General features: G+C 68.5%; 12 protein-coding genes and 3 CRISPR repeat arrays (1 of these 15 cut by a window edge). Of the genes, 9 read left to right on the forward strand and 3 right to left on the reverse strand.

Features of this window, described 5'->3' with window-relative positions:
* Window positions 1-108: 108 nt before the first annotated feature.
* Both ACFYX0_RS34355 and ACFYX0_RS34360 read right to left on the reverse strand, forming a co-directional pair.
* Window positions 109-762, reverse strand: coding sequence for a hypothetical protein (locus ACFYX0_RS34355; protein WP_388976360.1), 654 nt, complete (start codon window positions 760-762; stop codon window positions 109-111).
* 262 nt (window positions 763-1,024) lie between these two features.
* A complete protein-coding gene (locus ACFYX0_RS34360; protein ID WP_388976362.1) occupies window positions 1,025-1,165 on the reverse strand; it encodes a hypothetical protein in 141 nt (46 codons plus the stop codon).
* Window positions 1,166-1,420: 255 nt separating this feature from the next.
* Between ACFYX0_RS34360 and ACFYX0_RS34365 the strand changes: the two genes are divergently transcribed.
* From ACFYX0_RS34365 to ACFYX0_RS34390, 6 genes are all read left to right on the forward strand, one after another.
* The gene (locus ACFYX0_RS34365; RefSeq protein ID WP_388976365.1) at window positions 1,421-2,005 is read left to right on the forward strand and encodes a GntR family transcriptional regulator; all 585 of its coding nucleotides are present in this window, start codon (window positions 1,421-1,423) and stop codon (window positions 2,003-2,005) included.
* A gap of 17 nt (window positions 2,006-2,022) precedes the next feature.
* Entirely contained in the window at window positions 2,023-2,877 is an 855-nt protein-coding gene (locus tag ACFYX0_RS34370) for a DUF5919 domain-containing protein (protein ID WP_388976367.1), read from the forward strand.
* Window positions 2,874-3,677, forward strand: coding sequence for an inositol monophosphatase family protein (locus tag ACFYX0_RS34375; protein WP_388976369.1), 804 nt, complete (start codon window positions 2,874-2,876; stop codon window positions 3,675-3,677). The genes ACFYX0_RS34370 and ACFYX0_RS34375 overlap by 4 nt, the downstream gene beginning before the upstream one ends.
* A gap of 770 nt (window positions 3,678-4,447) precedes the next feature.
* Complete coding sequence (locus ACFYX0_RS34380; protein ID WP_388976372.1) at window positions 4,448-6,763, forward strand: hypothetical protein; 2,316 nt, start codon at window positions 4,448-4,450, stop codon at window positions 6,761-6,763.
* An 8-nt stretch (window positions 6,764-6,771) separates the two neighbouring features.
* The gene (locus ACFYX0_RS34385; protein WP_388976373.1) at window positions 6,772-7,476 is read left to right on the forward strand and encodes a DUF721 domain-containing protein; all 705 of its coding nucleotides are present in this window, start codon (window positions 6,772-6,774) and stop codon (window positions 7,474-7,476) included.
* A gap of 205 nt (window positions 7,477-7,681) precedes the next feature.
* A complete protein-coding gene (locus tag ACFYX0_RS34390) occupies window positions 7,682-8,428 on the forward strand; it encodes a DUF5131 family protein (RefSeq protein ID WP_388976376.1) in 747 nt (248 codons plus the stop codon).
* A gap of 45 nt (window positions 8,429-8,473) precedes the next feature.
* On the opposite strand, the gene tcmP is transcribed toward ACFYX0_RS34390, so the two are convergent.
* The gene (gene tcmP / locus ACFYX0_RS34395) at window positions 8,474-9,616 is read right to left on the reverse strand and encodes a three-Cys-motif partner protein TcmP (RefSeq protein WP_388976379.1); all 1,143 of its coding nucleotides are present in this window, start codon (window positions 9,614-9,616) and stop codon (window positions 8,474-8,476) included.
* Window positions 9,617-9,780: 164 nt separating this feature from the next.
* On the opposite strand from tcmP, the gene ACFYX0_RS34400 reads away from it, so the two are divergent.
* The 3 genes from ACFYX0_RS34400 (at window position 9,781) to istB (ending at window position 14,209) form a co-directional block, all read left to right on the forward strand.
* The gene (locus tag ACFYX0_RS34400; RefSeq protein ID WP_388976382.1) at window positions 9,781-9,951 is read left to right on the forward strand and encodes a hypothetical protein; all 171 of its coding nucleotides are present in this window, start codon (window positions 9,781-9,783) and stop codon (window positions 9,949-9,951) included.
* Window positions 9,952-10,184: 233 nt separating this feature from the next.
* Window positions 10,185-11,007: direct repeats of the CRISPR family, unit length 29 nt; unit sequence GGGACCATCCCCGCATGCGCGGGGAGCAC.
* A 435-nt stretch (window positions 11,008-11,442) separates the two neighbouring features.
* Window positions 11,443-12,020: a CRISPR direct-repeat array (repeat unit 29 nt; unit sequence GGGACCATCCCCGCATGCGCGGGGAGCAC).
* A gap of 108 nt (window positions 12,021-12,128) precedes the next feature.
* On the forward strand, window positions 12,129-13,397 hold the full coding sequence (istA, locus tag ACFYX0_RS34405) for an IS21 family transposase (RefSeq protein ID WP_388976384.1): 1,269 nt from the start codon (window positions 12,129-12,131) through the stop codon (window positions 13,395-13,397).
* Complete coding sequence (istB, locus tag ACFYX0_RS34410; RefSeq protein WP_355925446.1) at window positions 13,397-14,209, forward strand: IS21-like element helper ATPase IstB; 813 nt, start codon at window positions 13,397-13,399, stop codon at window positions 14,207-14,209. Before istA ends, istB begins: the two co-directional genes overlap by 1 nt.
* A gap of 117 nt (window positions 14,210-14,326) precedes the next feature.
* Window positions 14,327-14,349: a CRISPR direct-repeat array (repeat unit 29 nt); it runs 1,099 nt beyond the window's last position.

Here is a 14,349-nt window from a genome sequence, read left to right on the forward strand (position 1 = left end):
GCAGGCTGCGAGCTTCCAAGTCGTCAGGGTGGTTCTCGTACGAGCAGCCACGGCCGCTCCACCAAGGAGACAAGGTGGGGCGGCCGTGGCTGCTCGTCGCGGTTCGGTTCAGGCGGTGCGGCTCAGGTGGTCCCTGGCGATGCGGGCCGCGAGCTGGCGGCCGGCGTCACACCGGGCCCCGTTCGTGCACGGCGTGCAGGAGGCGCGGTGCTCACGAATGGCGGTCCGCAGCTGCCCGTAGATCGGGGTAGACGGAGCGGCAACGATCTGGGCCGTGCGACGGATCCGCTGGCGCAGCTCGATCGCGCGGGCGCAGCGGCCAGCGCGGCAGCGGGGGCAGCCACTCTGAAGGTGTTCGGCGAGTTGCTCGCGCAGCGGGCAAGTAGCGGCGGGCATTTGGAACGGCGCGGGCGCCGCCTCCGGGCGGGGCTTGCGGATCGGGTGGGTGGTGCGGCGGCTGACGGTCGTGGTCTCGGCCGTCAGCAGCTTCTCGCTCCACTGCTCCGGGGTAATGTCGATATCGATGCGCTGCGCGCTGCCAGGGCAGCGACGTCCGCCTGCTGGCTTGTCGCCGAAGTAGCGTCGGGCGTCGGACTTCGGGACGTCGACGCCGTCGCGGTGCGGCGCGATCATCGATCGCGTGAGGCGGCGCCAGGTCTGACAGTCCGGGCAGACCGCCATACGGGGCTCGTTCTCGCGGAGGTTGAGGTTTTCGGGCCGCATCGTGCTGGCCTTGATGGGGGCACGTCCGTTGTGACGCATTTTGTGTCGTCTCCCTTGCTGTTGCGTTCTCCGCCGGACAGGGGCTGGACAAGGCCCTGCTCCTGGCCGACGGGCAGCACAACGGCTGCGGGTCGCGCAACTGGCTGCTGCTCTCGGAGGACCGCGTCGAACTCGTCACCCCGGACCGGCGTGTAAGCACGGACAACCAGACGTATGAAGTTGAGGGGCTGGACCATCAGGTTCGGCGCCCACCACAGGGACCGATCCGCCACGCGGTCCCGATAGAAGGCGTCGAACGGGATCAGCCGGCGACGTGGCCCATCTGCTGCAGCAGCGCGTAGCTGGTCTGGCCGCTACGCGTCGTGCCGCCGATGAGCGGCTGCAGCGTGCTGGGCTTGAAGTGCTTGGCCAGGTCCTCCGCGGTGCCCAGCACGACAACCACCTCTCCACCGGGCGACGTTGCGGACGAGAACGAAGCGGCCTGAGGCGATGGCCTCGGCGTAGGCCGGGCTCGCGGCCTCCAGCGTGTGCTCGTAGCTCTCGATGTCGGCGCTGGACCAGGTGGTGACGTCACCGTGGGTGACTCGGAAGGCGTCGGGGTCTGCATGGTTTCGGTCCTCTCGGCGTGACCGGCTGGCTGCAACCATATACACAAAGCTGAGCCATGTGTATATGGTTGTCAAGGAGGTGGCCACACATGACCGGATCCGAAGCCCTGCTTCTTCCCCTGCCAACGATGTGCTGGACTAGGGGCGGCTTGTACAACATGGTGCACAAGGGCAAGGGAGAGTCCGTGGCAGAGAAAGTCGGACGGCCGGAGTACCGGAGAGTCATGGATGATCTCCTTGAACAGATCTCCAGCGAGCAGCTCGAGGTGGGCCAGCCGATCCCTTCCACAGCCACGCTCTCGGCCCAGTACGGCGTATCGAGCACTGTGATCCGTCGTGCGGTCAGGGAGCTGACTCAAGAGGGCGTTCTGGTAGGACAGCCAGGCAAGGCCGTGTTCGTGCTTGCCAAACCCGATGAGGTCCGGGAAGAGCAGTTCACGCTGGAGGGCTTGGCTCAAGGACTGGCGGAGGTTCGGTCCCAGATCGATAGCCTGCAGGCGCCGGACACCCGTGCCCTCGATGCGCTTCGGAGTGAAGTTGGCGCCCTCCAGCGTTCGGTCGACCTCCTGCAGTCACGCCTCATGGACTTGTACGGCCGGCTGGGCCAGCTCTACCCGCGAGACGTCGAGCCGCCGAACGAGGCTGGTCGTACCCGGAAGACAAATGGTGCCTGAGGCCTAGGAGGAATGCGATGACAACCGGTCAAGAGGCGACCGTTATCTCCATGTTCGGCTCCGGTCCCAATCGCCTGGACCTGGGCGAAGTTGCAAGAAACCAGGTAGCCGCCGCCCGATCCGCCCGCAGCATGACTGAGGAGGAGTTCGCAGCACTCCTTGAGAGCCTCCTCGGCTGGCCGGTCGGTGCTGGGCTGGTCAAAGCCTGGGAGCAGAACGCAGCACCGCCGGGAGACGTGCTCGTTGCGTGCGAACTGATCGTCCGCCAGAGCCCGCCCGATCTCAGTAACCGCCAGGCGTTCGATGCTGCGGCACAAGTCATGGGAGACCGGTTCGTCGACCTCGAAGCCGTCTACTCGACTCGGTCGGAATTCCAAGCAAAGTTGCCAATTTCCGATCTCCTCGAGGGTGCCAAGGAGATTCGCGCATGTGGGCTCTCTCTCAACATGCTGTGCCAGTCGTACTCAGACGTGCGGCTTCGTGAACTCATCGAGGAAGGAACCACACTGCGCTGCCTCTTCCTCAAGCCATACGGTCACTTCATTCGAGAGCGGGAACAGGAGGAGGGGTACCCAGAGAACCGGCTGTCCGATCTGACGGCGATGAACCTTATGATCTTACGCGAGCACGTCGCAGCACGCGTATCGCCGGAAGCTCAAGGGCGTATTGAAATTGGCGTCTATGACGAGCCAATCCGCTTCAACGTACTACTTATCGATGCCGAGTTGTGCGTGGCGCAGACGTATCTGCCACAGGCCCGTGGCGTTGATTCACCAACTTTTGTGATCCGCAAGCGCCGCCCTACCGGCGGTCTGTACGCCTCGTTCGAGCAAGTGTTTTCTGCCATGTGGGAAAGGCGTGAGCCTGCGTGAGCGACTTGGGTGCGCTTCTTCAGATCGCCTCGGCCGCGGTGGACCGGGCATCTTCCCTGGTCAGCCGGATGGCCGTCGGGGAGGTCAGGCCTAAGGGTGACCGAGACATGGTTTCGGACATCGACTTGGCGGTGGAGCAGGACCTTCGAGACTTCCTGTCACGTGAAACGCCTGAACTTGGCTTTCTCGGTGAAGAGCAGGGATCTGTTAAACCAGCTCGACAGCTCACGTGGGCCCTGGATCCCGTGGATGGCACAGCTAACCTCGTGAACGGCATCCCTCTGTGCGCGGTATCTCTGGGGCTAGTGTCGGGCGAGTCGCCTGTGCTCGGAGTGATCGATCTGCCGTTTCTAGGCCAGCGGTTCAAGGCGGCGCAGGGACTCGGCGCACATGCTGACAAGCAGCGCCTCACTCCTAGTACGCGTGATGAGTTGTCCAAGGCGGTGATCGCGATCGGCGACTACGCAGTGGGTGCGCACGCTCAGAAGCGCAACGAGCTCCGCTTCGCGATCACCCAGCTCCTTGCTGAACGTGCCTTGCGAGTCCGGATGCTCGGCTCTGCCGCGATCGACCTGGCATGGGTCGCCTCTGGAAGGCTGGACGGCAGCATCGCGCTCAGCAACCACCCTTGGGACATGGCTGCCGGCACGGCAATCGCCCGCGAGGCGGGAGCTCTTGTTTTGGATGCAGACGGCCAGAACCACGACCTGCTGTCTGCAGCGACGATCGCCGTAGCACCAGGACTGCGCCAGCCGCTGCTCCAGCTGCTGGCCGACGCACGGAAACAGGTGGCGGAGTGAAGTCCCTTTTGCTGCAGCGTGAGAGGCACGCGGTTGCGCCTCATGAGCCCCAGGTAGTCGCCTCGAAAGCCCCGGTGTCAATGGACTTCCTGGCACCTGCCCCTCTTCAAGCGCAATCAGGTGTACGAGCTTCGAGAACCGGATGGTTAGGCGGCCCTGACGACACGTCTTCCCCGGCCGTAACGCAGGTCGCGCCAGGGGAGTATCGTGTCCCCGAGCTTGATCCAATAGAGCAAGAAGGCCCCCAAGACCTTAGGCAAGTCGAGGGGGCAGGCCAGGGACTTTGTGATGGGAGTCCCGAGGCCAGCCGACCACCCTTCCCTTCAGCGAGCAAGGTGATCGACATGCAGCAGGGTACCCGTACCCACCCACAGACACGCACCAAGGCACCCGCCGTAGTAGCGACCCGCCCGTCGCTCCAGCAAGGTGCCCTTTTTGTCTCCCCGTGCCGATCCGCGCACGGACGCACCTCAGCCCCGGAAGGGGGCGAGATGGCGTAGCCGCGATCGGCGGCGCCCGCTCCGCGGGACTTCAAGCCGCCCGGGGCCCGGCCTCACGGTGATGCCAGTCACCTAGGCGCGGTGCCCCATCTGCTCTCCGTTTCAGCCTGCCAGGGCCTAGCCGGAGGAGCTGCTCGTCCCGGTGCCAGCCGGCTGCGAGCGGTTCGATCTTTGGTTCACCCAGAACCACGAAGCCCACACGGGGCTTTGTTGTGCCCTCTTTCGCGTTCGCGGGAAGGCAAGTGCCATGTTGCAGCATCGTGCTGCCCTTTGTCAGCTCTCTTGTGCCCGATTGGCGCATTTTGCGAATTCTATTCGGTCACAGTTTTCGTCTCAGAGCGCCAGTTCGCCAACAAAGTGTTGGGCCGGGTCGCTCTTCACAGCTCGCCTGATGTGCACGGAGGCGTGCGGGTGAGCGCCGTGGCGGCGTCGGCCGGCGCCCCGTCGAACGTCACCAAACCCATCGATGGCTTTCCGCGCCGTCGACTGCGGCCGGTGCCCACGCAGGCTGGTCCAGTACCGGAGCGTGGTCCAGCGCACCCATTGGTGTTGGGTCGCGACGCCCGTGCCCGGCTGGTGGGCGCGGTGCGCGCACTGCTGGACGCGGAGGGTCTGGAGGGTGCGTCGGACGCGGTCCGACTGGCCACGATCGTGCTGGTGTCCCGAACGCCGTCTGCGTCGGGTGTGGTGGAGATCCGTACGCGGGAGCTGGGTCGGTGGTTGGGGCTGTCGGCGTCGTACGTCGCCTCGGACGTGATTCCGGCGCTCCGCCGGTCCGGCCTCGTGGCCATCGACACGGCTGAGGGGGAATTCGGCCAAGACATCGGGCTGGAGTGCTGTGTGCTGCCGGTGTGGGCCGCGCGGAGCCTGGTCGGGCATCCGCTGGCGTTGGAGAAGAGAGAGTTCGCGACGCTGCTGCGCCTGTTGGAAGCCGTGATGGCGCCGGGTTGGGTACACCGGGATGGGTCGGTGACTCCGGCTGGGCTGATCGGGGACCGTACGGGCCGCGGGGCGGCTACGGATCGTTTGGCGCTGCTTCTGCTGGTGCTGGAGGCGCGGGAGACCGGGCGGGTGCGGCAGTGCGGCGGCACGGTGGATAGCAAGCGCGGCCGTGCGGCGGCGACGGTGGCCCGGCTGCTGGGCTGCAAGGCGTCGACGGGCGAGCGCGTGCTGGAGCGCCTGGAGGACCGGGGCCTGGTCCAGCGGGTCCGGGTGGCGACGGCCTCAGGTCTCGCGCACCGTACGCGGCTGCTGGTGCCGGCCGTCGCGGCCGCGCACGGCAGGCATGGTGCCGCCGATGCGCGGGAGGACCGTGCGACGGCCCCCGGCGCCGATTTTTCAGACCCCGATGTTGCGGCAGGGGGTAGTGAGGCCCCGAAGCCGGATGCAGAGTCGCAGGTCAACGACCTGGCGGTGGCAGATGGGCCTGGTGTGGCAGAGCCCGACGTTACGGCAGCCCTTCACACTGATCACCCTCCTGTGGGTACCTCTGTCTCTTCGCTTGCGCTCTCTGGTGGGTTTTCCGGCGAAGGCCGTGGTGGGTCCGGTGATCTGCCGGACCGCGTGTGCGTGCGCGAGGACGGTGGCCCGCGACGCGGGGAACAGCCGAAGAAGTCGGTCGTCGAAGGCGTGACAGGCGACCGCGGGCCGGTGGTCGGCGTTTCGATGCGGGTCCTGGACGGTGCGGGCCAGGGCAAGCAGCAGCGGAGAAAGGTGCCCCTGCCGCCGGAGGACTTGCGGGCGGCTCTGGCACCGGTTGACCTTGTGTGGGCGCGGCTGGGCCGTGCGGCTGCCCGGAAGCTGGTGGAGGCTGCGGCCCGTGCCGAGCTGGACAAGGTGAGGGGCTTCGTCGGTCGGGCTGACGCGCCGCATGTCCTCGCTGACCGGCTCGCCCGGCGCCTGGACGACCACATGCGGCTGAACGGGCCGATCAACGACCCGGTGGGCTGGCTGCTCGCTTGGGCCCTGCCTCAGCGGCAGGAGTGCGGCGACGCTCTGTGCGACGACCGCATGCTGATCGGCTCCGGCCGGGACTGCCCGCGCTGTGAGGACCGGCAGGCCGACCGCCGCGCCCAGCGGCACGCGGTGGCGGCCGCCGTCGATGCCGCGATGCCGTACGCCTCCGAGGCGGAACGGCGTGCGGTGACCGAGCGACACTTGCACGAGACGGTGACCACCGAGGCATGGGCCCGTGAGCACCGGTGGGAGCAGGTCCGTGCCCGGAAGGCCGCCGCAGCTCAGGCCCGTGCCGAAGGTGCGGCCGCGCAGAGCGTTGCCCGTGAAGCGTCCGTGCCATCGGCCCCGGCCGTGCTGCTCGCCCCACGCCCGGTACCCGCTGTTCCCGCGTCGGAGCCGCAGGGCGAGGACGTCGTCCAGGACCTGGTCCTCGAGGACCTGACCCGCGAGCAGGTCCTGGACTGGCGCATCCGCGCGGCCAAGGACCACCAGGTCGTTTTCGACCACATCGAGCGCTACGGCGAGCACTCGGCACAGCGCCTGTTCACCAGGGTGTTCGTCGCGCAGGTGACCTGCTTGTCCCGCCTCGGGCACCTCAGCCTCGGCTACACCCCCTGGGGGCAGGAATGAGTGAGGAGTTGTCTGGCGTCGACCTGGCCAGGGGCGCGCTGCGGGCCGCGCTGGAGTCGGCGAGGAAGAAAGGCAACAGCCGTACGGTGAAGACGAATCCGCGTACGGCTGGCAGGGTGGTCCGGCGAGACAGGCGCGAGTCGATGAGCCTCGGTGCCGCGATCGGCGCGCTGGTCACCGAGCGCGCGTGGGAGCTCCCGGCCGCCGGCGCCTCGCTGCGCGAGCAGTGGGCGGCCGTCGCCCCGCAGCTGGCCGGGCACGTCGCGGCCATCGGCTACGACGCGGACTTCGGGCAGCTCACGGTGTGCCCGAAGTCGTCGGCCTGGGCGACGAAAGTCCGCCTGGAGCAGGCCCGCGCCGGCCGCGCGCGCTGCGGATCCTCGTGCCTGGTTCCGTTCCCGCGCCCGAGCCTGCCGACGCCGAGCCGGCGGCCCTGCCGTCGCTGGGTGGACCTGGCCATCGCGGAGCCAGTTGAGCGGCATTTTCCCGGGATGCGCGAGCTCAGCGGGAAGGCGTTCCCCGAAACCGATCCTGTCCAGGAGGATGCGCCGACGCCGATCGTGGCGGCCCGCGTCCAGCGTCGCCGCCAGGCTGCGGCGACCGAGACCGCTGCGCTGCGCCGGGCCCGTGCCGAGAAAGCCGAGCGTCAGGCGGAGCCGCGGCACCTGGAACAGACAGCGAGACGCACAGCCAGTGTCCGCGGGTGCTCATAGAACACGACCGGACGAGCGATCGTGGTCGATCACAAGAGCTAGGTTCTTGAACGGAGGATGGAGACGTGAGGTTACGAGAGACGACTGAGGGCGTGCGGATACCGGCGTTGCTGGTGCAGTGTCCCGGCCTGCAGGGCATCGTTGGGCAGCACGCTGCGGCTGTCTTCGGGGGCGAGGCCGCGTACGTCATGGCTGGAGGAGACCGGTGAGCGACCGCAGTTCGATCGAGTGGACCGAGGCGACCTGGAATCCGACGACCGGCTGCGACCGGGTCTCTTCGGGCTGCGACAATTGCTACGCCCTGACCTTGGCGAAGCGGCTGAAGGCGATGGGCGCGGCGAAGTACCAGAACGATGGTGATCCCCGCACGTCCGGGCCGGGGTTCGGTGTCACCCTGCACCCTGACGCCCTCGACGTTCCCTACGGTTGGAAGAGCCCGCGGACGGTGTTCGTGAACTCGATGTCCGACCTGTTCCACGCGAAGGTGCCGATCAGCTTCGTCCGCCAGGTCTTCCAGGTCATGGCCGATACCCCGCAGCACACCTACCAGGTCCTCACCAAACGAGCCCGGCGCCTGCGCCAGATCGCCCCGAAGCTGGAGTGGCCGGACAACCTCTGGATGGGCGTGTCGGTGGAGACCGAGAAGGAACTGCCGCGCGTCGATGATCTGCGTGAAGTGCCCGCGACTGTCCGGTTCCTGTCGTGCGAGCCGCTGCTGGGGCCCCTGCCCAGCTTGAACCTGGACGGTATCCACTGGGTGATCGCTGGCGGCGAGTCCGGCCCCGGCCACCGGCCGCTCGACGAAGCCTGGCTCACCCAGATCCGCGACACCTGTCAGGACGCTGGCGTCGCCTTCTTCTTCAAGCAGTGGGGCGGCCGCACCCCGAAGGCCGGCGGCCGCCTGCTGCAGGGCCGGACCTGGGACCAGATGCCGCTGACCGTCGCAGCCTGACCCCATCCGCCCGTTGGCCGGGCCAGCCTTGGCCCGGCCACAATGTCAGGCAGCGAGGTTCCCGGGGTAGACCGTAATCTCCCGGGTCTTCCTCACGCCCACCCCGTTGCTGGGCGTCCTGCCCTGCTCGTGCAGGAGCCGCACGGCCTGGCGCACCACCGGTTCGGTGACCTGCCCGTAGTAGGACCCGAAGATCTCCAGTGTGTGGTCGACGACCTTGACCGGCCGCCGGGTCCGCGCCAGCAGCTTCGCCAAGTTCTCCGCGATCTCCGGTACCGCCCTAGCCTCGACCTCCTTCGGATCAGGGCGAGTCACCGACGCCATGGTCAACAGCACCCCGTCGTCCTCCTCGCGCTCCTCAAGCGTCTCCCACCACCTGGCCCGGGCCCGGGCCACCGTGTCCCCAAACACCCACAGGCCATACGGGCTGCGGGTGGCGAACACCAGCCGGTACACGGCCCGTTTGCGAGGCGAGTGCGACACCGGCACCGACTGCACCAGCATCCCGGTGCGCCGTTCCAGGCGACGGGCGTACTCGGCCGCCACCGCCTCAATCGCGTCCTCGGCCGCGCCCTCCTTGTTCCGAGCGGCTACCGCATCAGCGAAGTACTCCCGCCACCAGGTCCCGCCGCACACGTCGTCGAACCGCTGCAGCGACCTCTCGTTGCCCTTCGGGGAGCGGACGTGCCCGCCCAGACGCCACACGGCCATCATGCTGAAATTCATCAGCAGCTCGGTCGCCGGCCGTTTCTGCGGGCGCTTGCTGGCGAGGACGTCCACCAGGCGGTCCTGCGGCAGGACCAGGCCGCACGGATCCAGGAAGAGGAACAGCGGTTCCCGCACGGCGCGTTCGACGACCTGGTCGAGGACGCCGTCGACCTCTCCGCGGTGAGCGTGGGCCCGTACGCCGCGGGCCAGGTACTGCTGGACGACCGTCTGTAGCCGGTCGAATGACTTCATCTGGGGCTCACAGAAGAAGCACTCCAGCGTCAGCCCGGGCTTACCACGCAGGTACAAGGCGACCCTCAGCGCGATCTCCGCGGACGCCGGATCGCCGTTCTCGTAGCGGCCCTCACCCGCGTACCCGTCGAGGTAAACCACCCGCTTGTCGTGGGACTGCGTGCCCGTCATCCCCCCGAACTGCGGCAGATACCGCTTGAGGAGATCGTGCTTGAAAACGCTGGGCAACGCCTTGTCCGCCCAATAACCCCCACCCGTACCCGACGACATCGCCACCCCCACCATCGGCCGTATCCGTCTGATCACAGATGGTGAAGCACATGCAATGGTCAGACAAGACCGATAACCACGCCCCCGACGTCACCGACGACCGGGTTCGCCACGGTCGCCCCGTGGGAGCTAGCAGCCACGCCCTGCATCGTCGTGAGCAGCTACGTTTCCCCGGCGCCGCGGTGGGCGAGCACTCCGACGACTGTCTCACCGGGCGGCTGGTAGACCGGTTGAAACGTCTGGCCGACCCCGGCCATCTCAGCCTCAGCTACACCCCCTGGGGGCAGGAATGAGTGAGGAGTTGTCCGGCGTCGACCTGGCCAGGGGCGCGCTGCAGTCCGCACTGGAGGCGGCGAGGAAGAAAGGCAACAGCCGTACGGCGAAGGCCAAGCCGCGTACGGCCGGCTGGGTGGTCCGGCGGACAGGCGCGAGCCGATGCCCACCCGTGCTGCCGCACTTCGGCAGGCCCGAGCCGAGCGCGCCCAACAGTCCAAGTGACGACCGTAAGACCCTCGCCAGCTTCCTCGGGACCATCCCCGCGTCCGCGGGGAGCAGCCCGCCTTCGACGACCGGGGACTTCTTCGGCTGGGACCATCCCCGCGTGCGCGGGGAGCAGCAACAAGCTGCGGGTGACGTAGATGGTGACGTCGGGCCCATCCCCGCATGCGCGGGGAGCAGTCCCCGCCGTACGCGTCCACGTATTCCGCGTAGGGACCATCCCCGCGGGCGCGGGGAGCAGCCGCTCGATCGGGCGGTTCTTGTGCGGGAACCGGGACCATCCCCGCGGGCGCGAGGAGCAGAGCCAGCGTCGGTCTTGGTGCCGCGGGTGAACGGGACCATCCCCGCATGCGCGGGGAGCAACCGGACCCGTTCGCTACATGCAGGGAATTGCCGGGACCATCCCCGCGGGCGCGGGGAGCAGCCCTGTTCCAGCGCAGAAGCGCTCAGCGCGGCGGGACCATCCCCGCATGCGCGGGGAGCAAGCTGGGACGACGAGAACAAGGGCCGCACGCGAGGGACTATCCCCGCATGCGCGGGGAGCACTTCGGGTCCTGGAACGAGGAGACATCTATGCCGGGACCATCCCCGCATGCGCGGGGAGCACAACCACGCTTGGCAGGGCGACGACAGCCAGGCGGGACCATCCCCGCATGCGCGGGGAGCACGTCGCCCGGCTCACCTCCGAGCGGGCTATCGAGGGACCATCCCCGCATGCGCGGGGAGCACGCCGTGGTGCCGGACCCGGCCGTGATGTTCAGGGGACCATCCCCGCATGCGCGGGGAGCACGGCGACTGAGGCCCGGTCCGACGCCGGAACGGGGGACCATCCCCGCATCTGCGGGGAGCACTTCCGCGTCCGCAGGAGCGACCTTGCGGGCACTGTTGAAGTCCATAGCGACGGCGAGGTCTTCCGTGGCGAGACGCGCCTGGAAACCGCGAACCGTCGCAGCATCGGGCCACGCCACCTGGAGCTGGAGGATCCGCGGCCGGATCGTCAACTCGTACTTACTTCGCGCCTGGAAGCTGGCGTCGCAGATGACAGCGCCCATGTGTGTCCAGCCGCCGGGCGGGGGGAACGGTCCGTCGCCAAGAGCTGTCCGAACGTGGGCCGCGAGCTGCTGGACAGGGTCAGGTGCGGTCATAGACCAATGATGGTGTCCCAGTCTGACAATCGGGGGCCGAACCCCGAAGGCAGGCAATAGAGACTGCTGGAATCCCCCGGGTGTGCAGGAGGAGTCGGCAGCCTGGTGGTTGGCAACGGCCAGCCAAGGCATCAGGTGGCGGACTCACGGAGCTTGTGCGCGGGGAGCACCCGGGTGTCGCCGGTCCCGTCGACTGCTCGACGGGACCATCCCTGCATGCGCGGGGAGCACGTCGCGTAGGCCGAGCCGAGGCTCACGCCGGTGGGACCATCCCCGCATGCGCGGGGAGCACAGGAACGTGGAGACGGCCGCCTCGCTGTCGTAGGGACCATCCCCGCATGCGCGGGGAGCACTGAGCGAACTGACCTCGGGTTTTCCGGCTCATGGGACCATCCCCGCATGCGCGGGGAGCACACCGCCGAGGAATACCCGATACGCCGGGTCCGGGGACCATCCCCGCATGCGCGGGGAGCACCCGCCCTCCAGGCCGATCGCGTCGGCCGCGGGGGGACCATCCCCGCATGCGCGGGGAGCACGGGCCCGGCCTGGACGCCGTGGCGAAGGTGAAGGGACCATCCCCGCATGCGCGGGGAGCACCACATCACGGTGGCGTGGCGGTTGAGTCGGGCGGGACCATCCCCGCATGCGCGGGGAGCACCACATCACGGTGGCGTGGCGGTTGAGTCGGGCGGGACCATCCCCGCATGCGCGGGGAGCACTGTCGTCGACGGGTGAAATGAGGGCCACGGACGGCGGATCAAAAGCGGGCCACTGCGTGATCTCTTAATCATCCTGACTTCACTGGTACGGGAGTCAGGAGGGAAGAGGTGATCGGCGTGGAGGACTGGGCTGAGATCCGGCGGCTGCACCGGGCCGAGGGCCTGTCGGCGCGGGCGGTGGCTCGGCGGTTGGGGATTTCCAGGGGCACCGTGCTGCGGGCCCTGGCTTCGGACCGGCCGCCGGTCTACCAGCGCCCGCTGAAGGGCTCGGCGGTTGATGCGGTCGAGCCCGCCATCCGCGAGCTGTTGAAGCAGAGTCCGACGATGCCGGCCACGGTGATCGCCGAGCGGATCGGCTGGGACCGCGGCCTGACCATCCTCAAGGAGCGGGTGCGCGAGCTGCGGCCCGCCTACCTGCCGGTCGACCCGGTCTCGCGCACGGTCTACTCACCCGGCGAGCTCGCCCAGTGCGACCTGTGGTTCCCGCCGACGGACATCCCGCTGGGCTACGGGCAGACGGGACGGCCTCCGGTCCTGGTCATGGTGTCGGGCTACTCGAGGATGATCACGGCCCGGATGCTGCCGTCGCGGACCACCGCTGACCTCATCGACGGGCACTGGCGGCTGCTGACCGGCTGGCAGGCCGTCCCGAAGATGCTGGTCTGGGACAACGAACCCGGGGTGGGCCAGGGCAAGCTGACGTCCGAGTTCGCGGCGTTCGCGGGCCTGCTCGCGATCCGGATCCATCTGTGCCGGCCCCGCGACCCGGAAGCCAAAGGCTTGGTAGAACGGGCGAACGGCTACCTGGAGACCAGCTTCCTGCCCGGCCGCACCTTCGCCGGGCCGGGCGACTTCAACACCCAGCTGGCCGGATGGCTGCAGGTCGCCAACCGCAGGCACCACCGCACGATCGGCTGCCGGCCCCTTGAACGCTGGGAGGCCGACAGGTCGGCGATGCTCGGCCTGCCGCCGGTCGCCCCACCGAACTGGTGGCCCCTGCACACCCGCCTGGGCCGCGACCACTACATCCGCGTCGACACCTGCGACTACTCCGTCCACCCGCGCGCGATCGGCCAGCAGATCACCGTCCGCGCGGACACGGAGGAGATCGTCGCCACCACCCGCGCGGGCGAGACCGTCGCCCACCACAGCCGCTGCTGGGCCCGCCACCAGACCATCACCGACCCCGAGCACGCCGCCGCGGCCGAGATCCTGCGCGGCCAGGCGATCCGTCAGCGGGCCTCACACGCCCGGGCCCGAGGCCTGGCCGGCCTTGCCCCGGACGACCTGGGCGTCGAGGTCGAACAGCGCCAGCTCGGCTCCTACGACCGCCTCTTCACCCTCATCGAGGGCGGTGCCGGAAAGGAGGACACCTGATGCCCACCACCACGACCCCCACCAAGAGTCCGGCGACCCGCACCACCCGTCAGACCACAGCTGACCTGGCCTTCCTCGCCCGCGCGATGAAGGCGCCCGCCCTGCTGGATGCCGCCGAGCGGCTCGCCGAACGCGCCCAGGCCGAGTCCTGGAGCCACCTCGAATACCTCGTCGCCTGCCTGCAGCGCGAGGTCTCGGCCCGCGACAGCCACGGCGGCGAGCAACGCATCCGGCAGGCCCGCTTCCCCGCGATCAAGACCATCGAGGAACTCGACCTCGCGCACCTGCGGGGCATGACACGCCAACAGCTCGCCCACCTCGGCACCCTCGACTTCATCGCCGCGAAGGAGAACGCGGTCTTCCTCGGCCCGCCGGGCACCGGCAAGACGCACATCGCAACCGGGCTCGCCATCCGAGCCTGCCAGGCCGGACACCGGGTCGCGTTCGCCACCGCCGCCCAGTGGGTCGACCGCCTCGCCGCCGCTCACCACACCGGCCGGCTGCAGGACGAGCTGGTCAGACTCGGCCGCTACCCGCTGATCGTGATCGACGAGGTGGGGTATATCCCCTTCGAGGCCGAGGCGGCGAACCTGTTCTTCCAGCTGATCTCGAACCGCTACGAGAGGGCCAGCGTGATCGTCACCTCGAACAAGCCCTTCGGCCGCTGGGGAGAGACCTTCGGCGACGAGACGGTCGCCGCCGCAATGATCGACCGCCTCGTCCACCACGCCGAGGTCCACTCCCTCAAGGGCGAGTCATACCGCATGCGCGGCCGCGAACTCGGCCGCACATCCACCAGCAGCAACGACTGACGGACACACCATCCAACGAGACTACGGATGGCCCACAACTGAAGCGCCGAAGCTGGCCTCATATTGAGCCGTCGCCGACAAGCACCACATCACGGTGGCGTGGCGGTTGAGTCGGGCGGGACCATCCCCGCATGCGCGGG

It is taken from the genome of Streptomyces sp. NPDC002573, from assembly GCF_042889625.1.
GTDB lineage: Bacteria > Actinomycetota > Actinomycetes > Streptomycetales > Streptomycetaceae > Streptomyces > Streptomyces gibsoniae.